This is a genomic window from Phreatobacter aquiterrae, assembly GCF_053471285.1.
In genome coordinates, this window is sequence record NZ_JBJPHW010000002.1 from 48,227 (window position 1) to 74,738 (window position 26,512).

21 protein-coding genes are annotated in these 26,512 nt (G+C 67.9%); 13 read left to right on the forward strand and 8 right to left on the reverse strand.

What is annotated here, in order from left to right:
• Positions 1-25: 25 nt before the first annotated feature.
• The 3 genes from ACJ4V0_RS02715 to ACJ4V0_RS02725 all read right to left on the reverse strand — a co-directional run bounded on the left by ACJ4V0_RS02715 (position 26) and on the right by ACJ4V0_RS02725 (position 4,648).
• Positions 26-2,476, reverse strand: coding sequence for a penicillin-binding protein 1A (locus ACJ4V0_RS02715; protein WP_448298017.1), 2,451 nt, complete (start codon positions 2,474-2,476; stop codon positions 26-28).
• 239 nt (positions 2,477-2,715) lie between these two features.
• Positions 2,716-4,023 carry an N-acetylmuramoyl-L-alanine amidase gene (locus ACJ4V0_RS02720; protein ID WP_448298018.1) on the reverse strand — a complete coding sequence of 436 codons (1,308 nt, stop codon included), beginning with the start codon at positions 4,021-4,023 and terminating at the stop codon, positions 2,716-2,718.
• A gap of 142 nt (positions 4,024-4,165) precedes the next feature.
• The gene (locus ACJ4V0_RS02725; protein WP_448298019.1) at positions 4,166-4,648 is read right to left on the reverse strand and encodes a hypothetical protein; all 483 of its coding nucleotides are present in this window, start codon (positions 4,646-4,648) and stop codon (positions 4,166-4,168) included.
• A 244-nt stretch (positions 4,649-4,892) separates the two neighbouring features.
• Here ACJ4V0_RS02725 and ACJ4V0_RS02730 point away from each other — a divergent pair, with 244 nt between their 5' ends.
• The 6 genes from ACJ4V0_RS02730 (at position 4,893) to ACJ4V0_RS02755 (ending at position 15,859) form a co-directional block, all read left to right on the forward strand.
• A complete protein-coding gene (locus tag ACJ4V0_RS02730) occupies positions 4,893-5,564 on the forward strand; it encodes a L,D-transpeptidase (protein WP_448298020.1) in 672 nt (223 codons plus the stop codon).
• A gap of 491 nt (positions 5,565-6,055) precedes the next feature.
• On the forward strand, positions 6,056-8,935 hold the full coding sequence (locus ACJ4V0_RS02735) for an Rne/Rng family ribonuclease (RefSeq protein WP_448298021.1): 2,880 nt from the start codon (positions 6,056-6,058) through the stop codon (positions 8,933-8,935).
• Between the two features lie 793 nt (positions 8,936-9,728).
• A complete protein-coding gene (locus ACJ4V0_RS02740) occupies positions 9,729-13,445 on the forward strand; it encodes a vitamin B12-dependent ribonucleotide reductase (protein ID WP_448298022.1) in 3,717 nt (1,238 codons plus the stop codon).
• Between the two features lie 106 nt (positions 13,446-13,551).
• Entirely contained in the window at positions 13,552-14,400 is an 849-nt protein-coding gene (locus tag ACJ4V0_RS02745; protein WP_448298023.1) for a protein NO VEIN domain-containing protein, read from the forward strand.
• Positions 14,401-14,498: 98 nt separating this feature from the next.
• Positions 14,499-14,897 (forward strand): (R)-mandelonitrile lyase, encoded by a 399-nt coding sequence (locus ACJ4V0_RS02750; RefSeq protein WP_448298024.1) that lies wholly within the window; start codon positions 14,499-14,501, stop codon positions 14,895-14,897.
• A 167-nt stretch (positions 14,898-15,064) separates the two neighbouring features.
• On the forward strand, positions 15,065-15,859 hold the full coding sequence (locus tag ACJ4V0_RS02755; protein ID WP_448298025.1) for an enoyl-CoA hydratase/isomerase family protein: 795 nt from the start codon (positions 15,065-15,067) through the stop codon (positions 15,857-15,859).
• A gap of 38 nt (positions 15,860-15,897) precedes the next feature.
• Here the strand turns inward: ACJ4V0_RS02755 and ACJ4V0_RS02760 are convergent, their stop codons facing one another.
• Positions 15,898-16,470: a hypothetical protein gene (locus ACJ4V0_RS02760; RefSeq protein WP_448298026.1), complete on the reverse strand. Its 573-nt coding sequence runs from the start codon at positions 16,468-16,470 to the stop codon at positions 15,898-15,900.
• 213 nt (positions 16,471-16,683) lie between these two features.
• Between ACJ4V0_RS02760 and ACJ4V0_RS02765 the strand changes: the two genes are divergently transcribed.
• The 4 genes from ACJ4V0_RS02765 to ACJ4V0_RS02780 all read left to right on the forward strand — a co-directional run bounded on the left by ACJ4V0_RS02765 (position 16,684) and on the right by ACJ4V0_RS02780 (position 21,423).
• On the forward strand, positions 16,684-18,306 hold the full coding sequence (locus ACJ4V0_RS02765; RefSeq protein ID WP_448298027.1) for an ABC-F family ATP-binding cassette domain-containing protein: 1,623 nt from the start codon (positions 16,684-16,686) through the stop codon (positions 18,304-18,306).
• A 129-nt stretch (positions 18,307-18,435) separates the two neighbouring features.
• Positions 18,436-19,425: a tripartite tricarboxylate transporter substrate binding protein gene (locus tag ACJ4V0_RS02770; protein ID WP_448298028.1), complete on the forward strand. Its 990-nt coding sequence runs from the start codon at positions 18,436-18,438 to the stop codon at positions 19,423-19,425.
• A gap of 18 nt (positions 19,426-19,443) precedes the next feature.
• Entirely contained in the window at positions 19,444-19,917 is a 474-nt protein-coding gene (locus ACJ4V0_RS02775) for a tripartite tricarboxylate transporter TctB family protein (protein ID WP_448298029.1), read from the forward strand.
• A gap of 3 nt (positions 19,918-19,920) precedes the next feature.
• Positions 19,921-21,423 carry a tripartite tricarboxylate transporter permease gene (locus tag ACJ4V0_RS02780; RefSeq protein ID WP_448298030.1) on the forward strand — a complete coding sequence of 501 codons (1,503 nt, stop codon included), beginning with the start codon at positions 19,921-19,923 and terminating at the stop codon, positions 21,421-21,423.
• Between the two features lie 72 nt (positions 21,424-21,495).
• Here the strand turns inward: ACJ4V0_RS02780 and ACJ4V0_RS02785 are convergent, their stop codons facing one another.
• Positions 21,496-21,834 carry a YegP family protein gene (locus ACJ4V0_RS02785; protein WP_448298031.1) on the reverse strand — a complete coding sequence of 113 codons (339 nt, stop codon included), beginning with the start codon at positions 21,832-21,834 and terminating at the stop codon, positions 21,496-21,498.
• A 184-nt stretch (positions 21,835-22,018) separates the two neighbouring features.
• Here ACJ4V0_RS02785 and ACJ4V0_RS02790 point away from each other — a divergent pair, with 184 nt between their 5' ends.
• Both ACJ4V0_RS02790 and ACJ4V0_RS02795 read left to right on the forward strand, forming a co-directional pair.
• Positions 22,019-22,807, forward strand: a complete 789-nt coding sequence (locus ACJ4V0_RS02790; RefSeq protein ID WP_448298032.1) for an enoyl-CoA hydratase/isomerase family protein — start codon at positions 22,019-22,021, stop codon at positions 22,805-22,807.
• 100 nt (positions 22,808-22,907) lie between these two features.
• Positions 22,908-23,156 (forward strand): hypothetical protein, encoded by a 249-nt coding sequence (locus tag ACJ4V0_RS02795; protein WP_448298033.1) that lies wholly within the window; start codon positions 22,908-22,910, stop codon positions 23,154-23,156.
• Here the strand turns inward: ACJ4V0_RS02795 and ACJ4V0_RS02800 are convergent.
• Complete coding sequence (locus tag ACJ4V0_RS02800; RefSeq protein WP_448298034.1) at positions 23,153-23,656, reverse strand: peptide deformylase; 504 nt, start codon at positions 23,654-23,656, stop codon at positions 23,153-23,155. The two genes, ACJ4V0_RS02795 and ACJ4V0_RS02800, sit on opposite strands and share 4 nt — an antisense overlap.
• 282 nt (positions 23,657-23,938) lie before the next feature.
• Between ACJ4V0_RS02800 and ACJ4V0_RS02805 the strand changes: the two genes are divergently transcribed.
• Positions 23,939-25,798: an ABC transporter ATP-binding protein gene (locus ACJ4V0_RS02805; RefSeq protein WP_448298035.1), complete on the forward strand. Its 1,860-nt coding sequence runs from the start codon at positions 23,939-23,941 to the stop codon at positions 25,796-25,798.
• Between the two features lie 73 nt (positions 25,799-25,871).
• Here ACJ4V0_RS02805 and ACJ4V0_RS02810 read toward each other — a convergent pair whose 3' ends face one another.
• Entirely contained in the window at positions 25,872-26,216 is a 345-nt protein-coding gene (locus ACJ4V0_RS02810) for a PNPOx family protein (RefSeq protein WP_448298036.1), read from the reverse strand.
• Between the two features lie 3 nt (positions 26,217-26,219).
• Positions 26,220-26,495: a PNPOx family protein gene (locus ACJ4V0_RS02815; protein WP_448298037.1), complete on the reverse strand. Its 276-nt coding sequence runs from the start codon at positions 26,493-26,495 to the stop codon at positions 26,220-26,222.
• Positions 26,496-26,512 lie beyond the last annotated feature (17 nt).

Consider the following 26,512-nt stretch of genomic DNA (forward strand, 5'->3'; position numbering starts at 1 on the left):
ATGGTGCCGACGACCCGTCAGGCTTTCAGTACAGCCCGCCGGTTCCCGTGCCGATGGCCCGGTTGCTCTCGCTGGAGGGGCCGCGGCGCTGCCCGGCGGCGGCCGAGTCGAAGGGGTTGATGAGCTGGTAGCTGTCGGGCGGAGCAGTGCCCGGCTTGAAGGCCTCGAGGATGGCGCCGGTGGAGCCGGCACCGGCGCGCAGGCCGGTCCGCGGATCGATCCGGATCAGCTTGATCCCGGTCGGCACACGGAAGGGCACGGCCGGGCGATCGGCGAGCGCCACGCGCATGAAGTCCTGGAAGATCGGCACGGCCAGAGCACCGCCGGTGGCGCTGGCGCCGAGGCTGCGCGGGGTGTCGTAACCGACATACACGCCAACCGCGAGATCGGGCGAGAAGCCGACGAACCAGGCATCCTTGGCGTCGTTGGTGGTGCCGGTCTTGCCGGCGATCGGCTTGCCGAGCGCCCGCAGGCTGGTGGCGGTGCCGCGCAGGACCACGCCCTCCATCATCGAGGTCATCTGGTAGGCGGTCATCGGGTCGAGCACCTGCTCGCGCCGGTCGACGAGGATCGGCTCGTCCTGGTTCTGCCAGCGCGGCGCCGTGCAGCCCTGGCACTGGCGGTCGTCGTGGCGGAAGATGGTGGAACCGGTGCGGTCCTGGATGCGGTCGATGAGCGTCGGGCGGATGCGGCGGCCGCCGTTGGCGAACATCGAATAGGCCGCGGTCATGCGCATGACCGTCGTCTCGCCGGCGCCCAGCGCGTAGGACAGGAACGAGGGCATGTCGTCATAGACGCCGAAGCGCTTGGCATATTCGGCGATCAGCGGCATGCCGACGTCATTGGCGAGGCGCACGGTCATGACGTTGCGCGAGCGCTCGATGCCGAAGCGCAGCGTCTGCGGGCCGTAGAACTGGCCGGAATAGTTCTCCGGCCGCCAGACCTCGCCATTTCCCGTCGCGAGCTCGAAGGGCGCGTCCATGACCACGGTCGATGGCGTGTAGCCGTTGTCGAGCGCGGCGGCATAGACGAAGGGCTTGAAGGAAGAGCCCGGCTGGCGGCGCGCCTGCGTGGCGCGGTTGAACTGGCTCTGGTCGAAGGAGAAGCCGCCGACCATGGCGAGGACGCGGCCCGTATAGGGGTCCATGGCGACAAGGCCGCCGGAGACTTCCGGGATCTGGCGCAGGCGGAACTGCCCGTCGCGGCCGGCGAGCGGCTCGACATAGACGACGTCGCCGGCGTTGAGCGTCCGGCTCACCGGGCGGCGCGCCCAGCGCGCACCTTCAGCGGTGATGAGGCCGATGACACGCGCGGCACTGACCTGACCGGAGGCCTCGCGCCCGGGCTGAAGGCCGATGCGGGCCGTTTCGCCCTGCGAGTCGATGACGACCGCGAGGCGCCAGCCGACGTCGTTGAACGAGCGGATTTCGGCGAGCTTCATGCCCCAGTCGCCGCCCATGTCCTCGATCCGCGTGACCGGGCCGCGCCAGCCGCGCGCCTCGTCGAAACGGATCAGGCCGGCGGTCAGCGCCTGGCGGGCGGCGACCTGCAGCTTGGGATCAAGCGTGGTGCGGATCGACAGGCCACCTTCCAGCAGCTTCTTGTCGCCGAAGCGGTCGGTCATCTCGCGCCGCACCTCTTCCGCGAAGAAGTCGGCGGCGAAGGTCTGCTGGCGCGGCGAGCGCGGGTTGACGGTCAGCGGCGTGCGACGGGCGGCCTCGCCCTGCTCGGCGGTGATGTGGCCGTCCTCGACCATGCGGCTGATGACGTAGTTGCGGCGCTCAAGGGCGCGGTCGCGGTTACGGAAGGGGTGCAGCTGCGTCGGGCTCTTCGGCAGAGCGGCGAGATAGGCCGCCTCGGGGATCGTCAGTTCGTGAACCGACTTGTCGAAATAGACCAGCGCGGCCGCGGCGATGCCATAGGCGCCGTAGCCGGGAATGACGAAGCCGAGATAGATCTCGTTCAGGTAGAGCTCGAGAATCTGGTCCTTGGTGAAGGCCGATTCCATGCGCATGGCGATGAGCGCCTCGCGCACCTTGCGGTCGACCGTCTGCTCGCCGGAGAGCAGGAAGTTCTTCGCCACCTGCTGGGTGATGGTGGATGCACCCTGCGGGCGGCGGTTGGAGCCGCGGTTCTGGAAATTGGTCAGCGCGGCGCGGGCGATGCCGGTGAAGTCGATGCCGTTGTGGTTGTAGAAGTTCTTGTCCTCGGCGGAGAGGAAGGCCTGGACGACCATTTTCGGCACGGCCTGCATGGGCAGATAGAGGCGCCGCTCGCGGGCATATTCCGCCATGAGCTGACCGTCCGAGGCGTGGACGCGGCTCATGATCGGCGGCTCGTAATTGCGCAACGTGTTGTAGTCGGGCAGTTCCTTGGTGACCTGCACGACGTAGACGGCTGCGCCGGCCGCGGCGAGCAGGAACGCGATCGTCCCGAGCCCGAAAACCCAGCCGAAGAATCGGAAAACCAGTCTCATCCGGTCAAACCGCGCCCTTGAGGGCTGCGCCTCTCGTCGTCCCCGGGATCGGACCGGACCGCAATCCGGCCGGGGATGCCCCGATCAATCTCTGCTCAATGATAGCACGAAGCCCTTGCCCCGCCCATCCGCACGGCCCGGCAGATCGGCCAAATCGGCGGCGGGATGCGCATGGAGGTCACGGATGTCCTGCGACTGTGGCGCGGATGTGACCCGTCGATGGCGCGATGGGTGATCGCTCATCGGCGTGCCGCCGGCGCCACGGTCCCGTTCCGGGTGGCGAAGAACTGGCCGACCGCCTTGGCGACGGAATCGGCGGTGCGGTCGCGCCAGATCGCCGATGTCAGCATCTCGACATCGCGCCGGCTGGTGACGAAGCCGAGTTCCACCAGGACCGAGGGGATGTCGTGGGCCCGCAGCACCTGGAAGCCCGCCGAGCGTAGCGGCAGGCGGTGCATTCGCGTCACCTGGCGCATCTCGCCGGCCAGCGTGCGGGCGAAGTTCGCCGAATAGATGCGGGTCTCGCGACGGGTAAGGTCGATGAGAATATCGGCGATCTCGGAGGGCTCTTCCGACAGATCGAGGCCGGCAATGGCGTCGGCCTTGTTCTCGCGCTCGGCGAGGCGCTCGGAATCGGCATCCGAGGCGCGGTCCGACAGCGTATAGACCGTCACGCCGCGGGCATTCTCGTTGGCGCCGCCGATAGAATCGGCATGCACGGAGATGAACAGGTGGGCGCGCGCCTCGCGTGCGATCCTGACGCGGTCTGCCAGTGGGATGAAGATGTCGCGGTCGCGCGTCATCACAACGCGATAGCGCCCGCCGGCGGCGAGCTTGTCGCGCAGCACCTTGGCGAAGTCGAGGACGATCATCTTCTCCTCGTCGCCGGTCGACGGCGCGGTCGCGCCGGGGTCGATGCCGCCATGGCCGGGATCGATGACGATGACCGGGGGACCACTATCGTCGTCGGGCCGTTGCGACAGGCGTGGACCCAGGGTCTCGCGATCGCCGCGGCGCGCGAGGTTGCTGACAGCGCGATCGGCGAGGGCGCGCCGGAAACCCTCGGCGTCGGTGCGCACCAGATCAAGGTGGAGCCGCGGCGGCCGGCCCTCCTCGCCCTCGATGGTCAGGGCCCGCTCGATGATCGCCGGCCCGGACAGCTCCACCACGATGCGCGACTTTCCCGGCGCGAAAAGGCCGAAGCGGAACGTCTTGACGAGGCCGCGCCGCTCGGCGACCGCCCGCGGCGCCATGTGGAAGTTCACCTCGTCGAGGTCGATGATGACGCGGTAGGGATCGGCGAGTGCAAAGGCGCGCATCTCCACCGCCCGCGTCAGGTCGAAGGTCAGGCGCGTGCGCTGGCCGTCGACCGTCAGATGCGCCGCGGAGACCGCGGCCGGCAGGGTCGAGCGCGCGCCGTCTCCAGCCGGTCGCGCCACGGCACCGCGCCCGGCGGCGGAGACCGCGCCGGTCGTCTGGGCCTGCGAGGCGGCGCCCGTCAGGACGGATGCGGCCAGCAGGACGGCGAGGAGGCGGCCCGGAGCCATAAACCCTCGGAGAATCGCTGCGACGACGGCCAGGAGACCGCCAACATCCGATAACTCATAGGACGGGGCGGGTTAACCCGTCGTTAAGCATTGCGGGCAGGTCCCGGAGCGGGCGTTGCACCTCGGCAACGGACGGCACGGGTCAGGTATCGCGCGCCGTGATCTTCTCGACGAGTTCGCGATAGGCCGGTGTACCGACGCCGACCTGGCCCCAGATCGCACGCTTGCGGCCTTCGGGCGCCAGCGCATCGTACTGCTCGTCGGCGGCCCAGAGCGCGACGATCTGGTTCGGGAACAGATAGCCGTCGGCGTCGAACGCATGGTCGCCGCCGCCCTCCCCGGCGGCCACCGCGCGGAACAGCTCGGTCGCAGGCGTGTCGGCGCAGTCGAGACCGGCACAGATGACGCGATGGACCTCAGGCAGCGGCGCCACGCCGATGAACCTCACGCGCCCCGCAGCATCATAGTCGACCTGGATCGTCTCGTCGGCGAAGACGTCGGCTTCGGCATGGTGCGTGCCGGCCCCCAGTCCAAGCGCCCGCGCGGCGGCACGGATGGCCGGACGGCCTGCCCCGAGCTTGAAGGGGCCAAGCCCGTCATGGGGCAGAAGCTGAAGCCTGATCATGCGCTGCGTCCTTGTCGATGCCCGCTGGTGCGACGGCACTGCGGCAACCCTGTGACCTTCCGTTATGGGTCAGCATCAGTGCCTCGCCTGCCCCGCCGCGAAACTGTGGGATTTGCGCAACAGCCCATCCCCCTCGGTGGTGTCACAGAGCGCTTCTCGCGGCTTCGTGATTGCGGCTTTTTCGCGAACAGGTCACCTGTAGGCCCTCGCATTTAACCACGATTCATCGCAGGGCAGCGCAGTGATGCAGAACGATTCCGTGAATGTCGCATCCCCGTCCTCCGCGAGCGGCCCTGAGCCGCTCCAACTCTCCCGTCGGTTCTTCGTCCTGGCGGCCCCGGCGATCCTGACGACGGCATGCACCCCGGCCATGCACAACGCCGGCTCCTACGGGACCGTCTCGGAAGGGCGCGTGACGCTGCCGGCGATGGACACCTCGGGCGTCAATCCGCGCTGGCTCCGCCAGACTGTGGCCTATTCCGGCGGCGAAGCTCCCGGCACCATCGTGGTGCGCCCCTCCGAGCGGCATCTCTATTTCGTCACGGGCCGCGGCACCGCGATCCGCTATGGCGTCGGCGTCGGACGCCAGGGCGCCCTCTGGCATGGCCGCGCCGTCGTCGGCCGCAAGGGCTCCTGGCCGAACTGGACGCCCACGGCCAACATGATCCGCTACGATCCCCGCAACGCCCGCTATGCCGGCGGCATGCCGGGCGGCATCAACAATCCGCTGGGCGCCCGCGCGCTCTATCTCTACCGCGGCAATCGGGACACGATGTACCGCCTGCACGGCACCAATGTGCCCTCGTCGATCGGCACCGCGGTGTCGTCGGGCTGCATCCGCCTGTTCAACCACGACATCATCGACCTGCATAACCGCGCCCGCATCGGCACCCCGGTGGTCGTGCTCGCAGGTTGACGTTCAACGTCAAGCACATGACGGGGAAGCTGTTTTGCCCCCCGTCGCTTATCCGGCTTGCCAATGCGGCCCTCGCGCCGTTACAACCTCTCCCGCATGGTTCGCGGGCCCGAGGGTAGCGAGTCGCGTTTGCTACCGGTGATACCCATCCGGTTCCGCGGCTTGATCATCCGAGAAGCGCCCCGTTCAGGTTTCTCCCAGAGACCCAGACGACCGTGCCCCTTCGCCGCATCTTCCTTGCGGCGCATCACGTTCACGGGTGTACGGCATGCCGGCATCGACGGTTGCTATCGGGTCAGGACGAACGGGCGGCTTTGCCGCTTTCGCTCGCCGCCCCGCCGTCCGCCTCGCCTTCGGCCCTACCCCTTCCCTTTCCACAACATTGACGGCCGTGCGCCGGCGCCATGTCGGCGCCGACCCGGCACTTCTCGCCGAGCGGGGCCCAGTCGGGCCGGCGCAAGCGGCCGTCCCAACACACAAGAGCTCATCCGATGGCCAACAAGATGCTCATCGATGCCGCCCACCCGGAAGAAACCCGGGTTGTGGTGGTCCGTGGTAATCGCGTCGAGGAATTCGATTTCGAGAGCCAGTCCCGCAAACAGCTTCGCGGCAATATCTATCTCGCCAAGGTGACACGGGTCGAACCGTCGCTGCAGGCCGCCTTCATCGAATATGGCGGCAACCGGCACGGCTTTCTCGCCTTCTCCGAAATTCACCCCGACTACTACCAGATCCCGGTGGCCGACCGGGAGGCGCTGCTCGCCGACGAGGCGCGCCAGCACCGCGAGGAGGACGACGAGGACAACGGCCGCAGCCGCCGCTCCGAGCGTCCGGGCAAGGGCGGCAACGGCCGCCGCCGTCGCCGCGGCGAGCGCCGCCCGCGCAACGAGGCGGCCGATGCGAAAACCTCCGAAGCGGTGACCGGCGAGGCCGAGATCGATGCCGACGGCGAGGCGATCGAGGAGCGCGGGGACGATGATACCTCCGTGGTGGCGAGCGAGACCGCCGGCGTCGAGACGGCGGTGGAAACCGAACCCGCCGAGAACGCCGAAGAGGCCTCCTCCGGAGACAACGACAGCCCCTCAGCCCGTGACGCCTCCGACGAGGACGAAGACGAGGACGACGAGGAAAACGGCGACGAGGAGAACGGCGAGGCCCCGCGCGAGGAGGACCAGGTCGAATCCGTCGGCGCGGGCGATGCCTACGAGGACATGCCGGACCGCACCTTCCGTCCGCGCAAGCAGTACAAGATCCAGGAAGTGATCAAGCGCCGGCAGGTCATGCTGGTTCAGGTCGTCAAGGAGGAGCGCGGCAACAAGGGCGCGGCGCTGACCACCTACCTGTCGCTGGCCGGCCGCTACTCGGTGCTGATGCCCAACACCGCCCGCGGCGGCGGCATTTCCCGCAAGATCACCAATGCCGCCGACCGCAAGCGGCTGAAGACCATCGCCGGCGACCTCGAGGTGCCCGACGGCATGGGCGTCATCCTGCGCACCGCCGGCGCCAACCGCACCAAGACCGAGGTGAAGCGCGACTTCGAGTATCTCCTGCGCATGTGGGAGACGGTGCGCGAGACGACGCTGAAGTCCCACGCGCCGACGCTGGTCTACGAGGAAGGTTCGCTGATCAAGCGCTCCATCCGCGACCTCTACAACAAGGACATCGAGGAGGTCCTGGTCGCTGGCGAGGAGGGCTACAAGGAGGCCAAGGACTTCATGCGCATGCTCATGCCGAGCCATGCGAAGAACGTGAAGCCCTATCGCGAGCCGCAGCCGCTCTTCGCCCGCTCGGGCGTCGAGGCGCAGCTCGACGCCATGTTCTCCAACACCGTGCAGCTCAAGTCGGGCGGCTATATCGTCATCAACCCGACGGAAGCCCTGGTCGCCATTGACGTAAACTCGGGTCGCTCGACCCGCGAGCACAATATCGAGGACACAGCGGTCAGAACCAATCTGGAGGCCGCCGACGAGGTGGCTCGCCAGCTGCGCCTGCGCGATCTCGCGGGCCTCATCGTCGTCGACTTCATCGACATGGACGAGGGCCGCAACAACCGCGCCGTCGAGAAGCGCATGAAGGATGCGCTGAAGAACGACCGGGCGCGCATCCAGGTCGGCCGCATCTCGCATTTCGGCCTTCTGGAAATGAGCCGCCAGCGCATCCGCACCGGCGTGCTGGAAAGCTCGACCGAGAGCTGCCCGACCTGCGGCGGCCTCGGCCATGTGCGCTCCGTCTCCTCCGTGGCGCTGCATCTGCTGCGCTCGGCCGAGGAGCAGCTGCTGCGCGCGGCGACCCACGACGTCATCGTGCGCACGCGCACGGCGGTCGCGCTCTACGTGCTCAACAACAAGCGCGCGCACCTGCACGAGCTGGAAACGCGCTTCCGCGTCAGCGTCGATATCCATGCCGACGAGACCATCACCGGCCAGCACATGTTCGCCATCGAGAAGGGCGCACAGGTGCACACGCCCGAGACGGCCTACAAGCCGCCGGCCGTGCTGCCTGTTCCGGTCGAGCCCGAGGATCTCGTTGAAGAGGACTTCGAGGACGAGGCCGAGGAGAGCGAGGCCGAGGCCGGCGAAGAGACACGCGAGAGCCGCCGGGACCGCAGCGAAGGCGAAGGCGAAGGCGAGGAAGGCAGCGAGCGTCGCCGCAAGCGCCGCCGGCGCCGTCGGCGCGGTCGCACCGATGGTCGCGAGGACGGCGCCGAGGGCGGCGAGCGTTCGGCGGCCGATGAGGACCAGGATGCGGCCGCCGGCGAGGACGGCGAGGACGAGGACGACAACGAGGCGACCGCTTCGGAGACCGACGGCGAGACCGGGACAGACGAGGCCAGCGAGGCGGAACGCCGCCGTCGCCGGCGCGGACGCCGCGGCGGGCGCCGGTCGCGCCGCGAGGACGAGGCCGGAGGCGAGAGCGCGACGGCAGCCGACGGCGACCAGCCGGCGGTCGATGATCCCTTCCCGGTCGCCGAGGAGGCGGAAGCACCGCGCGAGCCGCGCCATGCGGGCCGCCGTGGCCGCGGGCCGCGCACTGTCGAGATTGCCGAGGCGGGAAGCGAGACCTCCACCCCGGTGGTGGCCGAGGACGTGGTTGCGGCCCCCGCCGAACCGGCCCGCCGGCGACGCACGCCGCGCGCCGAACCGATCGGAGAGCCGGCTCCTGTTGCGGCAAGCGCCCCCGCTCCCGAGGCGGTGAGCGCCCCCCCTGCCCCCGCAGCGGCACCGCTCGCAGCAGTGGTCCCTGAGCCCGAGCCGCCGGCCGCGCCGGTGAAGCGTCGCCGCACGCCGGATCCTGAACCGGTCGAGACCATCCAGCCGGCCGCCGCGGCATCGTCCCGCCGCGGATGGTGGAGCCGCAAGGCCGCCGAGTAGGACAGGCGACCGAACAATCGTGATGCGAAGCGGCCGGGGCGACCCGGCCGTTTTCCTGTGTGGCGCCCGATTCGGCGCCGGCCGCGATTCGCCTGTGATTCGAGGAGCCTAGCAAAGGCGGGGCGACGTAAGGGAAGGCCACGCGCGCGCGGCGATTCTCCGGAACGAAGCAGCAACGCGACGGCGGCGCGCTGTCACGATTCTGCCACATGACTGGCAGGCGACCTGGGGATGACGGGGGAAGTTATCCCTTGCATTGCGGGGAATCGGCGGACGGTGGCGGACACCCGCAAAATCCCCTTGCCGAATCTCCCCGCGATTTCCGACACTTGCTTCCGTCGACCGACGCCCCCTCGAAATTCTGCGACGTCCACACCATATTTAGGGGCTCGTTTACCTGTGCCCACTATATCTTGACGTCGAGAGTGCCTGACGCATACGGTTGCCTTCGGTTCGGCGGATCGTTTCAAGTCTCCGCAGGGCCTTCCCCAGACGGTCTTGAAGGCTGCTGACGCGCTCGTGCGTCGGCGCTGGAAAAGTGTCTCTGCAACCGATGGATGGCGGCCGCCCCCGGGCGGATCGCGGCCAGCGGGGGGCGGAGCGACGGCCGGGGTCCGCGCCGCGAGCGCGAAACGGTTTCAACGAGCCGGCAGCCCCTCCCCTGTGGAGAGCGGGCACAAGCCGGCCGGGGCGACAAACGGGGCCCGGATAACACCGGGCGGGGCAGGTCCACGCGGGTGGACCCAATGACGGCGCAGGAGCACACTCCTGGCCGCGAGACGAGGATCTGACGATGCGCATCGACAGGCGTTACACCACGGCCGGACAGTCACCCTATCAGGGGATCGCCTTCCGCACGGCAACCTCGGAGATCCGCAATCCCGACGGATCGATCGTCTTCCGGCTGGAAGGCATCGAGGTGCCGGAGGCCTGGAGCCAGGTGGCCGCCGACATTCTCGCGCAGAAGTATTTCCGTAAGGCCGGCGTTCCGGCGCGCCTGAAGCGCGTCGAGGAGAATTCGGTGCCCTCGTGGCTGTGGCGCTCGGCGCCCGACGAGAAGGCGCTGAAGGAGCTGCCGGAGAAGGAGCGCTGGATCGGCGAGACCACCTCGCAGCAGGTCTTCGACCGTCTCGCGGGTACCTGGACCTACTGGGGCTGGAAGGGCGGCTATTTCGACCAGGAGGCCGATGCCCAGGCCTTCTTCGATGAGTTGCGCTTCATGCTCGCCCGCCAGATGGTGGCGCCGAACTCGCCGCAGTGGTTCAACACCGGCCTGCACTGGGCCTATGGCATCGACGGCCCCGGTCAGGGCCACTACTACGTCGACTTCGAGACCGGCAAGCTCACCAAGTCGAAGTCGGCCTACGAGCACCCGCAGCCGCATGCCTGCTTCATCCAGTCGGTCGCCGACGACCTCGTCAACGAGGGCGGCATCATGGATCTTTGGGTGCGCGAGGCGCGCCTGTTCAAGTACGGCTCGGGCACCGGCTCGAACTTCTCCTATCTGCGCGGCGAGGGCGAGAAGCTCGCCGGCGGCGGCCGCTCCTCCGGCCTGATGAGCTTCCTGAAGATCGGCGACCGCGCCGCCGGCGCCATCAAGTCCGGCGGCACGACCCGCCGTGCCGCCAAGATGGTGGTGGTCGATGCCGACCATCCGGATATCGAGGCCTATATCGACTGGAAGGTGATCGAGGAGCAGAAGGTCGCCGCGCTGGTGACCGGCTCGAAGATCGTCGCCAAGCACCTCAAGGCCATCATGAAGGCCTGCATCAACTGCGAGGGCGACGGCGACTCATGCTTCGACCCGAACCTGAACACCGCGCTGAAGCGCGAGGTGAAGGCGGCGCGCAAGTCGATGGTGCCCGACAACTACATCAAGCGGGTCATCCAGTTCGCCCGCCAGGGCTACACGGACATCGATTTCCCGACCTATGACACTGACTGGGATTCGGACGCCTATCTGACGGTGGCCGGCCAGAACTCCAACAACTCCGTCTCGCTGAAGGACGACTTCCTGCAGGCGGTGGAGAAGGACGGCGACTGGAACCTCACCGCCCGCATCTCCGGCAAGGTGATGAAGACGCTGAAGGCGCGCGACCTCTGGGAGAAGATCGGTCACGCCGCCTGGGCCTCGGCCGATCCGGGCCTGCACTTCAACACGACGATGAACGACTGGCACACCTGTCCGGCGGCCGGCCCGATCCGCGCGTCGAACCCGTGTTCGGAATACATGTTCCTCGACGACACGGCCTGCAACCTCGCCTCGGCCAACCTGCTGCAGTTCTACGATCCGAAGGCCAAGCACTTCGACGTCGATGGCTACGAGCACCTGTGCCGCCTGTGGACCGTCGTGCTCGAGATCTCGGTGCTGATGGCGCAGTTCCCCTCGCGCCAGATCGCCGAACGCTCCTACGAGTACCGCACCCTCGGCCTCGGCTACGCCAATATCGGCGGCCTGCTGATGACCATGGGCATTCCCTACGACAGCGACCACGGCCGGGCGCTGGCCGGCGTGCTGACCGCCATCATGACCGGCGTGTCCTACAAGACCTCGGCGGAGATGGCCGGCGAACTCGGCGCCTTCCCGGGCTATGCGCCGAACCGCGAGGCCATGCTGCGGGTCATCCGCAACCACGCCCGGGCCGCCCACGGCCACAACACCGGCTACGAGGCGCTGGCGGTGAACCCGGTCGCCCTCGACCATCGCAACTGCCCGGTGCCGGGCCTCGTCGCCCATGCCACCCGCGCCTGGGACGAGGCGCTCGCCCTCGGTGAAAAGAACGGCTACCGCAACGCCCAGGTCTCGGTCATCGCGCCCACCGGCACGATCGGCCTCGTCATGGACTGCGACACCACCGGCATCGAGCCCGACTTCGCGCTGGTGAAGTTCAAGAAGCTGGCCGGCGGCGGCTACTTCAAGATCATCAACCAGGCGGTGCCGGAGGCGCTGCGCACCCTCGGCTACCGCGAGAGCGACATCGCCGAGATGGAGGCCTATGCGGTCGGCCACGGCACGCTGGCCCAGGCCCCCGCCATCAACCCCTCGACGCTGAAGGCCAAGGGCTTCACCGACGAGGCGCTGGCCAAGGCCGAGGCCCAGTTGAAGACCGCCTTCGACATCAAGTTCGTCTTCAATAAGTGGACGCTCGGCGAGGACTTCGTGGTCAAGACCCTCGGCATTCCCGCCGATGAGGTGAACGCCCCCGGCTTCGAGCTTCTGGCCCGCATCGGCTTCTCGAAGAAGGACATCGAGGCGGCCAACGAGCATGTCTGCGGCGCCATGACGCTGGAAGGCGCGCCGCACCTCAAGCTCGAGCACTACGCGGTGTTCGACTGCGCCAACCCCTGCGGCCGCAAGGGCAAGCGCTACCTCTCGGTGGAGAGCCACATCCGCATGATGGCGGCGGCCCAGCCCTTCATCTCGGGCGCCATCTCCAAGACCATCAACATGCCGAACGAGGCCACCGTCGACGACTGCAAGAGCGCCTACATGCTCTCGTGGAAGCTGGCGCTGAAGGCCAACGCCCTCTACCGCGACGGCTCCAAGCTCTCCCAGCCGCTGAACTCCCAGCTCATCGAGGACGACGAGGACGAGGACGGCGTCGAGGAGTTCATGGAGAAGCCGCAGGCCGCCCGCGCCGCCGCGCTCGCCGAGCGCATCGTCGAGAAGGTGGTGGAGCGCGTGCAGGTGATCCGCGAGCGCGAGCGCATGCCGGACCGCCGCAAGGGCTACACCCAGAAGGCCGTGGTCGGCGGCCACAAGGTGTATCTGCGCACCGGCGAATATGACGACGGCCGCATCGGCGAGATCTTCATCGACATGCACAAGGAGGGCGCGGCGCTGCGCTCGCTCCTCAACAACTTCGCCATCGCCATCTCGCTGGGTCTCCAGTACGGCGTGCCGCTGGATGAGTATGTCGAGGCCTTCACCTTCACCCGCTTCGAGCCGGCGGGCCCCGTGCAGGGCAACGACACCATCAAGTATGCGACCTCGATCCTCGACTACGTGTTCCGCGAGCTCGCCGTGAGCTATCTCGGCCGCGCCGATCTCGGCCATGTCGATCCCGGCGAGAGCCGCTACGACGCGCTGGGAACGGGTGCCACCGAAGGCGCGCGCAGCGTGCTCTCCAAGGGCCTGGTGCGCGGCAAGACCGACAAGTTCACCCTCGTCACCGGCCAGACCGGCCAGCCGACGCCGGGTTCGCTGTCGAGCGACGGGCGCACCGGCACGGTCGTTACCATGAGCGGTCGGGGACCCCAGAGCATCGGCGCCACGGCGCTGAAGGAGGAGGTGGCGGCCGCCGTCTCCCCCACGCTCACCGCGCTGTTCGACACGGCGGAGGCCGCCCCCGAGGTGAAGGCCGAGCGCTCGACCTCCGACCGGCGGGCGGAAGCCAAGCTCCGCGGCTATGTGGGCGATGCCTGCCCCGAGTGCTCGAACTTCACCATGGTGCGGAACGGCACGTGTTTGAAGTGCGACACGTGCGGAAGCACGACGGGGTGCAGTTGATAACCGGCGCGGGCTGATGCATCAGCCCGTCTGCACTTTCTGATTGCAAGGCGGCGTCCTATCGACCGAAGATGAGGTCGAAGGACGCCGTCAGTGTATTGGGCTCATGCGCGGATTGGATTGGACAGACCAAGAGAACGACCTGATCGTCTCGGACTACTTCGACATGCTACGCGCCGAGTTGACAGGCGACAGGCCCTCCAAAGCCCATCATCGCCGGCTTCTCCAGCAGGCCCTTGGGCGACGCTCGGAAGGCTCCATTGAGTTCAAGCATCAGAACATCAGTGCCGTACTGCTTGGATTGGGGCAGCCTTGGATCGATGGCTACAAGCCTGCCTCGCAGTTTCAGGCTTCTCTGGTCGATGCCGTCTTACGTAGGCTCGATCAGCAAGAGGGCTGGCCTGCAAACGTTGATCGTCATCGCGTAGAGGGGCGTGATGAAGGTTTTGCGGAGGCTAGAGAACCTCTCTGGATCGGCCCGCCCCCTACCGCCTCGAACCAACCACCGCCGATTGATGCCGAGCGAATGGCGTTGATCGCGCGTAAGTATGACGTGGCGGAGCGTGACGCGCGAAATCGAGCTTTGGGCAACGCAGGTGAAGAGCTTGTCGTCACCAACGAGGTCTTCAATCTCAGGGCATCAGGGCGACCCGATCTAGCTGACAGAGTGGAATGGACCTCGCGGAGAGAAGGTGATGGCGCGGGCTTCGATGTTCGGAGTTTTGAGCCAAACGGCCAAGCACGCCTCATTGAGGTCAAAACGACCAATGGTTGGGAGCGAACTCCATTCCATCTGACGCGCAATGAAATCGCCGCTGCCGAGCACTATCGCGACACATGGCACCTGATCCGGGTCTGGAATTTTGCGCGATCACCGAAGGCCTTCAGCATTCGCCCCCCGCTGGATGCACACGTGCAACTCACGCCAACGAGTTTCCTCGCGGCGCTGCGCTAGCCTCTCCCCCTTGCCCGCTCCCTCTACGCCCCTATCCTGCCGCTGCATGCTCGGGCGCAGGACCCGCAGCCGGACAAGCGACCTGAGGGAGAAACACCATGGACATCACGCGCTGCGGCGAGACGGACTCGCGCCGGCCGCCGGCCGACTGGTTCACCGGCAATGTCTGGCAGGACCCCATCGTCGAGGCCCCGGCGCCGGCCCGCGTGCGCGCCGCCGTGGTGCGCTTCGACCCCGGCGCGCGCACCAACTGGCACACCCATCCGCTCGGGCAGACGCTGTTCGTCACCTCCGGCTGCGGCCTGGTGCAGAGGCTGGGCGGGCCGATCGAGACGATCCGGGCCGGCGACACCGTCTGGATCCCGCCGGGCGAGAAGCACTGGCACGGGGCCGGGCCGACCACCGGCATGACCCATGTCGCTATCCACGAGGCGCTCGACGGCAAGCATGTCGACTGGATGGAGCCGGTGACGGACGACCAGTATCGCGGCGCCTGACCACACACCGCCTCTCCTTCGCACCCTCCACCCTCTCGCCCCCCTTCCCTCCGGACGAGGCTGACGGCCTCGCCCGCCATGCTAGCCTTGGCGGCAACGGCAGGGCCGGAACGGCGCGGGGCCTCGCCCCGTGGCGACAGCCGCACCGGGCAGGGAGGGAGCGAGCAATGGCCACCGACACCCACGGCGTGAGCGTCGAGACGACGGAGCGCATCGCCGTCATCCACCTCGACGGACCGACGCCCGGCAATCTCCTGTCGGTCGCGGCCATGACCGCACTGCTGGAGGCCGCGCGCGGCCTTTCCACCGACCCGCACCTGTCGGCGGTGGTGCTCACCGGCCGGGCCGACCTCTTCACCCTCGGCTTTAACCTTTCCGACGGCGACCGGCTGGCCGGCCTGACGCTCGCCGAACGGCGCGAGGCGCTCGCCGTCGGCCCGAGGCTCTGTGCCGCCTTCGAGGCGCTGGAGCCGCTCACCGTCTTTGCGGCGGAGGGCTGGTGCGTCGGTGGCGGGGTGGCGATGGCGGCGGGCTTCGACCTGCGCGTCGTCGGCGAGGGATGCCGCTTCTACGTGCCGGAGATCGAGCGCGGCATGAACATGAGCTGGGGGTCGCTGCCGCGCCTCGTCAATCTGATGGGGCCGGCGCGCACCAAGCGCCTCGTCATGCTGGCCGAGCAGATCGACGCGGCGCGTGCGCTCGATTGGGGCCTCGTCGATGAAGTGGCGCCCGCCGGCGGAGCGCTGGCGCGGGCACTTGCCTTCGCCGAGCGGGCGGCGGCCATGCCGCCGGTGCAGCTGCGCATGTGCAAGAGCGGCATCAACGCCTATGCCAATGCGCTGGCGCCGGTGGCCGCGGCGCTCGACCGCGACCAGTATCTGCTGGCGCAGGCGAGCGCGGACTATGCCGAGGGCGTCGCCTCGTTCCGCGAGAAGCGCGAGCCGCGCTACCGGGGGGACTAGGCGGGTTCCTGCCGACCGAGGAGGCCGCGACCTGCGGTCTAACGGTCATCCCGGCGCCGCACAGAGGCCCTGTAGCCCTCGGCATCACCAAAGTCCTCGAACTCGGCGTAGGCGGCGTGAGCCCCGATCACGCGCCGCGCATGCTTGATCGGGCACCAGTGCTGCTCGGTGCGGCCGGTGATCTCGCGCGCATAGCCGATCAGGCCGGTCGCGTAGGAGCAGTAGGCGCAGTTGAGCTTCTCGACGAGATTGAGATAGACGAGGTGATGCCGGTCAAAGATGAAGTAGTCCCGCCGGCGGACCTTGGGAATGCCGTAGATCGGAAAGCAGACGGCCTGATAGACGGTGATGAACAGGTCCAGCAGCACGAGCGGGACGATGAGGGCATAGATTAGCGGCGCCGACAGGATCACCAGCGGGCGGGCGTTGCGGATATAGACGAAGAGGCGCGTCTTCATCTCGCGGTGGCGGCGCATGATCTCCGCCTCGAAGACCGCTCGGCCCCGTTCCAGACCGAACCGCAGGTCCGCCCTGCGCCGGGCCATCTCCGCCTCCAGTTGCGCCTCGAGCGCGCGGATCTTCTGGGCGAGGCCGGCGATGTCGGGGTTCATGCGTGCTCCCTCGGGCCATGCCCGTTCGGCCTCTCCGTCGCACCGACGCGCCGTCTGGACCCGGGCGTCAGTGTTCGCGCCGGGCCGATGCGGCGCAAGCCCCATCACGCGGCACCCCGTGTTGTGCTGGCCGGGGAGACCGCGCGCCCTTTCCCCTCGCCGCCGCATGGCGTATGGCCCCCTGAAACACATCTCATCGGGTAGCCCGCGCGTATGATTCGACTGGAAAGCATCAGCAAGCAGAACGGCAAGCAGATCGTCTTCATCGAGGCCTCGGCCGCCCTGCAAAGGGGCGAGAAGATCGGCCTCGTCGGCCCCAACGGCGCTGGCAAGACGACGCTCTTCCGCATGATCACCGGCGAGGAGCAGCCCGACGAGGGCCAGGTCTCCAGCGACCGCGGCATCACCATCGGCTATTTCAGCCAGGATGTCGGCGACATGGCCGGCCGCAGCGCCGTGGCCGAGGTGATGAACGGGGCCGGGCCGGTCAGCGAGGTGGCGGCCGAGCTCAAGGTGCTCGAGGCGGCCATGGCCGATCCTGACCAGGCCGACCGCATGGACGAGATCATCACCCGCTATGGCGAGGTGCAGGGCCGCTTCGAGGAACTCGACGGCTATGCGCTGGACGGCCGGGCGCGCGAGGTGCTGGCCGGCCTCGGCTTCTCCGACGAGATGATGGAGGGCGATGTCGGCAAGCTCTCCGGCGGCTGGAAGATGCGCGTGGCGCTCGCCCGCATCCTGCTGATGCGCCCGGACGCCATGCTGCTCGACGAGCCCTCGAACCACCTCGACATCGAGAGCCTGATCTGGCTTGAGGCCTTCCTGAAGGGCTACGAGGGCGCGTTGATGATGACCTCGCACGACCGCGAGTTCATGAACCGCATCGTCGGCAAGATCATCGAGATCGATGGCGGCTCGCTGACCAGCTACACGGGCGACTATGCCTTCTACGAGCAGCAGCGGGCTCTCGCCGAGAAGCAGCAGCAGGCGCAGTTCGAACGCCAGCAGGCGATGCTGGCGAAGGAGATCGCCTTCATCGAGCGGTTCAAAGCGCGCGCCTCCCATGCCGCGCAGGTGCAGAGCCGGGTGAAGAAGCTCGACAAGATCGACCGGGTCGAGCCGCCGCGCCGCCGCCAGACCGTGATGTTCGAGTTCCAGCCGGCGCCACGCTCCGGTGAGGACGTGGTCAGCCTCAAGCAGGTCGACAAGCGCTATGGCAGCCGCACCATCTACGAGGGTCTCGACTTCCAGATCCGCCGCCGAGAGCGCTGGTGCGTCATGGGCGTCAACGGCGCCGGCAAGTCGACGCTGCTGAAGCTCGTCACCGGCGCGACCGAACCGGATGCGGGCGCGGTGAATCTCGGGGCGAGCATCAAGATGGGCTATTTCGCCCAGCACGCCATGGAGTTGCTGGACGGCGAGCAGACCGTGTTCCAGTGGCTGGAGGACGCCTTTCCGCAGGCGGGACAGGGTTCGCTCCGGGCGCTCGCCGGCTGCTTCGGCTTTTCCGGCGACGACGTTGAAAAGCGTTGCCGCGTGCTCTCCGGCGGCGAGAAGGCCCGCCTCGTCATGGCGCGAATGCTTTACGATCCGCCGAACTTCCTGGTGCTGGACGAGCCGACCAACCACCTGGACATGGCAACCAAGCAGATGCTGATCGAGGCGCTGAAGGACTACGAGGGTACCATGCTCTTCGTCTCGCACGACCGGCATTTCCTAGCCGCACTCTCCAACCGTGTGCTGGAACTGACCCCGGACGGCATCCACGCCTATGGCGGCGGCTACACCGAATATGTCGCCCGCACCGGTCAGGAAGCGCCGGGCCTGAGAAGCTGAACGGCCCGCCTCCTGCCTTCTCGCCTTGAACAGCCCGGCGAAGTCCGGTCTACTCGGGTCGGGTTGAAACGCCGGGATGCCACGCGCGCCATGAAGAGCGCCTGGGCGGCCCGACCAGGAGGACACCGAATGACCAAGACGATCTGGATGCCGTCGCGCCGCCGCTTCATCGCGACCTCGTCGACGCTGGCCCTTGCGGGCCTTGCCGCCCCGGCCCTCGCCCAGGCCCGGTTTCCCAACCGGCCGGTGACGCTGATCGTGCCCTGGACGGCGGGTGGCTCCACCGACATGGGCTTCCGTGCGCTGGCCGAGGCCAGCCAGAAGCATCTCGGCGAGCGCATCATCGTCGAGAACAAGCCCGGCGCCGCCGGCACGCTCGGCCCGGCGCAGATGGCGGCCGGCGCCAGGCCCGACGGATACACGCTGGCGCAGATGCCCATCACCATGTTCCGCCTGCCGCACATGACGCGCGTCGCCTTCAACCCGCTGACCGATTTCAGCTACGTCGTCCACGTCGCCGGCTATTGCTTCGGCACGACGGTGCGCGCCGACAGCCCTCACAAGACGATGAAGGACCTCGTCGAGTTCGCCCGCGCCAATCCGGACAAAGTGACCTACGGCACGCCGGGCGCCGGCACCTCGCTGCACATCACCATGATGGACATCGCCGCGCGCGAGAACATCAAGTGGACCCACGTGCCCTTCCGCGGCGCCTCGGAGACCAATGCCGCGGTGCTCGGCGGGCACGTCACGGCGCAGGCGGATTCGAGTGGCTGGGCGCCTCTCGTCAATGCCGGCCAGCTCCGCCTGCTCGCCACCTGGGGCAAGAAGCGCACGAAGAGCTGGCCGAATGTGCCGACGCTGCAGGAGAGCGGCATCGACATCGTCTCCAACTCACCCTTCGGCATTGCCGGTCCCAAGGGCATGGACCCCGGCATCGTCAAGGTGCTGCACGACGCCTTCAAGAAGGGCATCGAGGAGCCGGACCACATGCGCGTCATGGATCAGCTCGACCAGGAGGTCGACTACATGGACACGCAGTCCTACACGGCCTTCGTCCAGACCATGTACGAGGACATGCGCCAGCAGGTGGAACGCCTGAACCTGCGCCGCAGCTAACGCCAAGAGGCGGCCTCCATGCGCATTCCCGATCTGGTGGCCGCCGCGGCCATTGCCGGCCTCGGCGCCTTCCTCGTGCGGGAGGGTGTGGATCTCGGTCTCGGCGAGCCGACGGAGCCCGGCTCGGGCTTCATGTTCTGGTGGATCGGGGTGGCGATGGTCGTCGCCGGCGCGGCCCTCGGCGTGACGGGCCTCCTCGCTCCGGCGGGACGCACGCCCGCCGACATGCCGCCGGCCGGCGGCCCCATCGCGCAACCGCTGATCGGGATCGCCGCGCTCGTCTTCTATGCAATCGCGCTGCAGCCCCTCGGTTTCATCCTGACCTCGGCAGCGCTGCTCACCGGGCTTTTCACCTTCGTCGGCGGCTATCGCTGGCCCGTATCGCTCGGCCTCGGCGTCGCATCGGCCCTGATCTGCTGGTACCTCTTCGCCAAGGTTCTGGGGAGCAACCTGCCCCCCGGCATCCTCGTCAACACGCTGTTCGGGAGCTGAGCCATGGACCTTCTCGGTCAGCTTGGAACCGGCTTCGTCATTGCGCTCTCGCCGGACAACCTCTTCTACTGCTTCGCCGGGGTGCTGATCGGCACGCTGGTCGGCGTGCTGCCGGGCATCGGCCCCATCGCGGCCATGTCGCTGCTGCTTCCCGCGACCTTCGCCATCCCGCCGACCGGCGCCGTCATCATGCTCGCCGGCATCTACTACGGCTCGATGTATGGCGGCTCGACCACCTCCATCCTCGTCCGCATCCCCGGCGAGGCCGCTTCCGTCGTGACCTGCCTCGACGGCCATGAGATGGCGAAGCAGGGGCGCGCCGGAGCGGCGCTCTTCGTCGCCGCCATCGGTTCGTTCTTCGCCGGCACCGTGGCGCTGTTCGGCCTCATCCTGCTGGCGCCGATCATGATCAAGGTGGCGCTCGCCTTCGGACCGGCCGAATACTGCGCGTTGATGCTGCTCGGCCTCTGCCTGATCGCCTATCTGTCGCAGGCCTCCGTGCTGAAATCGCTGGTCATGGCCGGCATCGGCCTCATCCTCGGCCTGATCGGCATCGATTCCATCAACGCCCTTCCGCGCCTCACCTTCGACCGGCTGGAGCTGCTCGACGGCATCGGCCTCGTGCCGGTCGTCATGGGCCTGTTCGGCGTCGCCGAGATCTTCAAGAACCTGGAGAGCGGCACCGACCGCACGGTGGTCGAGAGCAAGGTCGGCCGGCTCTGGCTGACCTCGGCCGACTGGGTCGCGAGCCGCTGGGCCATCGTGCGCGGCACGGCGCTCGGCTTCGTGCTCGGCATCCTGCCGGGCGGCGGCGCCGTTATCTCCTCCTTCGTCTCCTATGCGATGGAGCGGCGGCTGTCGAAGACGCCGGAGCGTTTCGGCAAGGGCGCCATCGAGGGCGTGGCCGGACCGGAGGCGGCGAACAACGCGGCGGCCGGTTCGGCCTTCATCCCGCTGATGACGCTCGGCATTCCGCCCAATGCCGTGCTCGCCCTGCTCCTCGGTGCGCTGATCATCCACAACGTGCCGGTCGGCCCGACCATGATCACACAGCGGCCGGACCTCTTCTGGGGCGTGGTCGCCTCCATGTATGTCGGCAATGTCATGCTGCTGATCCTCAACCTGCCGCTGATCGGGCTGTGGGTGAAGTGCCTGCAGGTGCCCTATGGCATCCTGTTTCCGCTGATCCTCCTATTCTGCTGCATCGGCGTCTATGCGACGTCGGGGCAGATCTTCGACCTCTACGTGATGATCGCCTTCGGCGTCGTCGGCTGGCTGGTGGCGCGCTGGGGCTACGAGCCGGCGCCTCTGGTGCTCGGCTTCGTGCTCGGCCCGATGTTCGAGAACAACCTGCGCAAGGCGCTGATCCTGTCGCGCGGCAGCTGGATGACCTTCATCGAGCGGCCGATCTCGGCCTTCTTCGTCATCGCCTCGGCGATCATCCTGGCGACGGCCCTCGTCCCCTGGATCAACGCCAAGCGCAAGGAAATCGCGGTCGAGGGATAGGCAGTCACGACAGGCCGGTCGCGGGCGGATCGCCCGCGCGGGCTCAGCGATGCATCACGACCTGACGTCCGCTCAGGCGGCCGTCGTATCGTCCAGCTTGGCGTCGGGGGCGTTCTTCTTGACGCTCTCGATGCCGGCATCGCGTGCCGCTTCCGACGAATAGGTCTCGCTGGTGCCGATGATCTGGCCGTTCGTCGCCTTGAGGTTGAACATCGGAGCGCCGGACTTTGCCAGCTTGCGCTCGTAGCGCGCGTCCTCGGGACCATTCTTCCTGACGCTCTCGATGCCGTTCGTGGCGGCGGCCTTCGTCGTGTAGTGCTCGCTGGACAGGATGACCTGCCCGTTCGACGCCTTGAGGGTGAAGTGGAACTGACCGCTCTTGCCCTTGGTCAGCACGAACTTGCCTGCCATTGCCCTGCTCCCGATCCGATTCGCGCTCATGCGCAGGGCCAAGCATAGCCGAGCCGCCGGCAAATAACGGTGCGGAAGGTCCCGGACCCTCCCGCCGCGCCAGCCTCCGCCAGACGGACCGGCTGACCCCGGCTGCCCCAGCCGCCATTGTGGTCGAAGTCCCTCCCCTGACGCCGGTGATCCCATGCCCGACAGCCTCGCCACCACCCGTCCTCCGGTGCGCCTTGAAAGGGCCGGGGCCATCGGCCGGATCGTCATCGACCGGCCGCCGGTCAACGCAATGAGCCTCGCCATGATCCGGGCGCTGGTGGCGGCTCTGCGCGAGGCGGCGGCCGACAGGGGCCTGCGCGCCGTCGTCCTGACCAGCGCGGTCGCCGACCGCTTCTGCGCCGGGCTCGATCTCGACGTCATCCTCGGCAAGTCGGGCGAGGAGGTGAGGGAGTTCCTGCAGGCGCTCTACACCGACCTCTACGATGCCCAATACGACCTCGGGAAACCCTCGATCGCGGCGGTCGGCGGCGCGGCGCGCGGCGGCGGGGTGACGATGGCCATTTCCTGCGACGTGCTGGTGGCCTCGGAAGATGCAACGTTCGGCTATCCCGAGGTCGACGTGGGGGTGATCCCGGCCATCCACTTCGCCCACCTGCCGCGCATCGTGGGACGTCACCGCGCCTTCGAGCTGCTGTTCACCGGGCGCAGCTTCGGCGCGCAGGAAGCGGCCGATCTCGGCCTCGTCAGCCGCCTCGTGCCCGCCGGCGAGGCCGATGCCGCAGCCATGGCGCTGGCCGAGACATTCGCGGCGAAGTCGGAGACCGTGATGCGGCTCGGACGGGCCGCCTTCATGCGCCAGAACGATCTCGACTACCGGCGCTCCATCGCCAATGCGGTCGAGGACTTCTGCAACGTGGCGGTGACGCCCGCGGCGCAGGAGGGGCTCGCCGCCTTCGTCGAGAAGCGCAAGCCACGCTGGTGAGGGTGAGGAAACATGCCGCCCGCCCTCCCGACATCATCCCGATCGATGCCGCCTCAGCCTGGAGCCATTGCCCGCGCCCCATGCCGCTCAAGGAGCTTCCATGCGCCGCCTGCCGATCCTCGCACTCACCCTCGCCGCAACCGTGATCGCCGTCGCCAGCCCCGCCTTCGCCTATGGCGTCTACTGCGCCAACGGCAGGATCGAGATCGACAGCCGCTCCTTCGAGCAGATGCGCATCGCCCGGGGGTCCGGCATCTGCGCCTTCGGACAGTTCAGCTACCTCTCGGACGCGCAGAACTTCGCCCGGCGGAACAACTTCACGCCCGGCTCGCGCTGCTCCTGCCGCTAGCCTGTCGGCCGCCGCAGTTTCCCGTAGCGCTTCACCGCCCGCTCGCGCTTCAGACGCGACAGGCGGTCGAGCCAGAAGATGCCGTCGAGCTGGTCGATCTCGTGCTGCAGGACGACGGCGAGGAAGCCGTCGGCCTCGCCCCTCTCCTCGATGCCCGCCAGCGTGGTCCAGGTCAGCCCGATGCGCACGGGGCGTTCCACTTCTTCGGAAATTCCGGGCATGGAGACCGAGCCTTCCCGCTCGATCTTCGTCTCGGGCGATGTCCACAGGATTTGCGGATTGACATAGAGTCGCATGAGCGCGTCATCGGCGAGACGGATCGCGACCAGCCGCTGGGGCACGCCGATATGGCAGGCGGTGAGGCCGATGGCCGGGGCCGCGACCAGCGTGTCGATCAGGTCCTGCGCCAGGCGTTGGAGCGCTTCGTCGAAAACCTCGACGGAATCGGCCCTCAGCCTGAGGCGGGGATCGGGAAACATCACGAGCGGTCTGACGGTCATACGAAATCTCCGGGCCGTTGCCGCAGACCTAACCGAGCCCGCGCCGGCGCGGAAGCGCCGTCATCGCGGCCGATCCGGCTGCTGCTGCCCATCGTCAAGGCGCTCACTGCCGCGCCCGTGGGCGACGGTCCGTCCGGAATGGGCGTTCTGCGCCAGGCCCTCGCACAGCATCGGGGGCATGCCCGGCGCGGGTTGCAATGGAATGGATGTTGCATAAGGATGCGGGTCCGGTGGGCTTCCCAAGGCCCGCCCCCCAACATTCAAGAACGAGTGACATCCGACGTGAGCGCCCAGCCCCAGACCACTGCCGATTCCGTGGCCCCCGCCCCCAATACCGGCCCTGTCCTGTCGGTGTCGAACCTGGTGACGTCGTTCGTGCGCGAGGGCGAGTGGAACGCCGTCGTTCGCGGCGTATCCTTCGATGTCGGACCCAAGGAGACGGTGGCGATCGTCGGCGAATCCGGTTCCGGCAAGTCCGTGACCGCCCTCTCGATCATGCGCCTGATCCCGCCGCAGAGCGGCCGCGTCGAAGGCAGCATCAAGCTGGCCGGCCGCGAGCTGACCACGCTGCCCGAGAAGGCGATGCACCACGTGCGCGGCAACGAAGTCGCGATGATCTTCCAGGAGCCGATGACCTCGCTCAATCCGGTGCTGACCATCGGATTCCAGATCGCCGAGGCGCTGATCTACCACCGCGGCATGTCGCGCCAGGAGGCCGAGGCCGAGACGGTGCGCCTTCTGGAGAAGGTACGCATTCCCGCCGCCAAGTCGCGTTTCCATGAATATCCGCACCGCTTCTCCGGCGGCATGCGCCAGCGCGTCATGATCGCCATGGCGCTGGCCTGCCGGCCGAAGCTGCTGATCGCCGACGAGCCGACCACTGCCCTCGACGTGACGATCCAGGCGCAGATCCTCGAACTCATCAAGGTTCTGCAGGAGGAGGAGGACATGTCCGTCCTCTTCATCACGCACGACATGGGCGTCGTCGCCGAGATCGCCGACCGCACCGTGGTCATGTATCACGGCAAGGCCGTGGAGGCCGGCGAGACCGGGCAGATCTTCGCCGCGCCCGCCCACCCCTATACCAAGGCGCTGCTCTCGGCGGTGCCGCAGCTCGGTTCCATGACGGGCATCGCCCGCCCGATGCGCTTTCCCATCGTCGACAAGTTGACGGGCGAGAGCGACGTGCCGATCGAGACGCCGGACACGGTCAAGGCTGCCGAGCGCCCCGTACTCGAGGTCGCCAACCTGACCACCCGCTTCGACATGCATTCCGGCCTGTTCGGCAAGGTCTCCGGCCGCGTTCACGCGGTCGAGAACGTGTCGTTCTCGCTGCACTCGGGCGAGACGCTGGCGCTGGTGGGCGAATCGGGCTGCGGCAAGTCGACGACCGGCCGCTCCATCCTGCGCCTGATCCAGCCGAACTCCGGCTCGGTTCTGGTCGATGGCGAGGACGTCCTCTCCATGGAGGGCGGCAAGCTGCGCGACATGCGCAAGCGCATGCAGATCATCTTCCAGGACCCCTTCGCCAGCCTCAATCCGCGCATGTCGATCGGCTCGGCCATTGCCGAGCCTTTCTATGCACACGGCCTGGCGACCGGCGCGGAGGCGCGCGATCGCGTTGCCGACCTCCTCACCCGCGTCGGCCTCACGCCCGACATGGCCTCGCGCTATCCGCACGAGTTCTCCGGCGGCCAGCGCCAGCGCATCTGCATCGCCCGCGCGCTCGCCCTCGGCCCGAAGCTGATCGTCGCCGACGAGGCGGTCTCGGCGCTCGACGTCTCGGTGAAGGCGCAGGTCGTCAACCTGATGCTCGACCTGCAGGCGAGCATGGGCCTCGCCTACCTCTTTATCTCCCATGACATCGCGGTCGTGGAGCGCATGTGCCATCGCGTCGCCGTCATGTATCTCGGCGAGATCGTCGAGATCGGCCCGCGCGCCGCGGTCTTCGGCAATGCCCAGCACCCCTACACGAAGAAGCTGATGTCGGCGGTGCCGATCCCCGACCCGGCCCGCCGCCTGCAGAAGCGCGGCGTCTCCAATGACGAGATCATGAGCCCGGTGCGCGCGCCCGACTACGTGCCGCCGGTCCGCCAGTACCGCGAAGTCTCGCCCGGCCACGTCGTGATGGCCTGGGAGTGAACTTTCTTCACCGAGAGACGAACAAGGCCCCGGTCATCGCCGGGGCCTTTTTCCTGTCCGGGTCAAATCCCGATCAGTAGAGATTGGTCGTGTAGGCCGTCTCGAGCCGCTTGTTTGTCGCGTCGGCGTCGACGCTCCTGATCTGGTCGGCGAGAACGGTGCCGAGCAGCGGGAAGGCATCGCGGCCGACCTTCTTGTCGGCGTTCCAGAGATCGGCGCGCAGGATCGCCCGGCCGCAGTGGAAATAGACCTGCTCCACGGCGATCTCCATCGCCGAGCTCGGGACGATCGTGCCCCTGATCGCCATGGCCTGCAGCAGGCCGGGGTCGGTGACGAGGCGCGCCTTGCCGTTGACGCGCAGCGTCTCGTTGAGGCCCGGAACCAGGAAGAGCAGGCCGACGTCCGGCCTTGCCAGCACGTTCTACAGCGTGTCGAGGATGTTGTTGCCGCGGCGGTCGGGCAGGATCAGCGTGCGGTCGTCGACGACGCGGACGAAGCCCGGCTCGTCGCCGCGCGGCGAGCAGTCCGTGCCGCTGTCGCTGGTGCTGGCGATGGTGAGGAACGGCGACAGCGCGATAAAGCGGCGGCAATGGTCGTCGAGCCGGTTGAGAATCTTCTTCGTCGTCATCTCGGCGGGCTGGTCATAGACCTGCCGCAGCGCGTCCCTGGCGGTGATCTCGTTGGCTCCGTCGCTCATTCGGGGGCTCCTTCGGG

What these genes read in the sequence shown, in the direction of transcription:
- ACJ4V0_RS02715 (WP_448298017.1), bottom strand. Translation starts at nt 2,476, where the DNA reads ATGAGACTGGTTTTCCGATTCTTCGGCTGGGTTTTCGGGCTCGGGACG.
- ACJ4V0_RS02720 (WP_448298018.1), bottom strand. Translation starts at nt 4,023, where the DNA reads ATGGCTCCGGGCCGCCTCCTCGCCGTCCTGCTGGCCGCATCCGTCCTG.
- ACJ4V0_RS02725 (WP_448298019.1), bottom strand. Translation starts at nt 4,648, where the DNA reads ATGATCAGGCTTCAGCTTCTGCCCCATGACGGGCTTGGCCCCTTCAAG.
- ACJ4V0_RS02730 (WP_448298020.1), top strand. Translation starts at nt 4,893, where the DNA reads ATGCAGAACGATTCCGTGAATGTCGCATCCCCGTCCTCCGCGAGCGGC.
- ACJ4V0_RS02735 (WP_448298021.1), top strand. Translation starts at nt 6,056, where the DNA reads ATGGCCAACAAGATGCTCATCGATGCCGCCCACCCGGAAGAAACCCGG.
- ACJ4V0_RS02740 (WP_448298022.1), top strand. Translation starts at nt 9,729, where the DNA reads ATGCGCATCGACAGGCGTTACACCACGGCCGGACAGTCACCCTATCAG.
- ACJ4V0_RS02745 (WP_448298023.1), top strand. Translation starts at nt 13,552, where the DNA reads ATGCGCGGATTGGATTGGACAGACCAAGAGAACGACCTGATCGTCTCG.
- ACJ4V0_RS02750 (WP_448298024.1), top strand. Translation starts at nt 14,499, where the DNA reads ATGGACATCACGCGCTGCGGCGAGACGGACTCGCGCCGGCCGCCGGCC.
- ACJ4V0_RS02755 (WP_448298025.1), top strand. Translation starts at nt 15,065, where the DNA reads ATGGCCACCGACACCCACGGCGTGAGCGTCGAGACGACGGAGCGCATC.
- ACJ4V0_RS02760 (WP_448298026.1), bottom strand. Translation starts at nt 16,470, where the DNA reads ATGAACCCCGACATCGCCGGCCTCGCCCAGAAGATCCGCGCGCTCGAG.
- ACJ4V0_RS02765 (WP_448298027.1), top strand. Translation starts at nt 16,684, where the DNA reads ATGATTCGACTGGAAAGCATCAGCAAGCAGAACGGCAAGCAGATCGTC.
- ACJ4V0_RS02770 (WP_448298028.1), top strand. Translation starts at nt 18,436, where the DNA reads ATGACCAAGACGATCTGGATGCCGTCGCGCCGCCGCTTCATCGCGACC.
- ACJ4V0_RS02775 (WP_448298029.1), top strand. Translation starts at nt 19,444, where the DNA reads ATGCGCATTCCCGATCTGGTGGCCGCCGCGGCCATTGCCGGCCTCGGC.
- ACJ4V0_RS02780 (WP_448298030.1), top strand. Translation starts at nt 19,921, where the DNA reads ATGGACCTTCTCGGTCAGCTTGGAACCGGCTTCGTCATTGCGCTCTCG.
- ACJ4V0_RS02785 (WP_448298031.1), bottom strand. Translation starts at nt 21,834, where the DNA reads ATGGCAGGCAAGTTCGTGCTGACCAAGGGCAAGAGCGGTCAGTTCCAC.
- ACJ4V0_RS02790 (WP_448298032.1), top strand. Translation starts at nt 22,019, where the DNA reads ATGCCCGACAGCCTCGCCACCACCCGTCCTCCGGTGCGCCTTGAAAGG.
- ACJ4V0_RS02795 (WP_448298033.1), top strand. Translation starts at nt 22,908, where the DNA reads ATGCGCCGCCTGCCGATCCTCGCACTCACCCTCGCCGCAACCGTGATC.
- ACJ4V0_RS02800 (WP_448298034.1), bottom strand. Translation starts at nt 23,656, where the DNA reads ATGACCGTCAGACCGCTCGTGATGTTTCCCGATCCCCGCCTCAGGCTG.
- ACJ4V0_RS02815 (WP_448298037.1), bottom strand. Translation starts at nt 26,495, where the DNA reads ATGAGCGACGGAGCCAACGAGATCACCGCCAGGGACGCGCTGCGGCAG.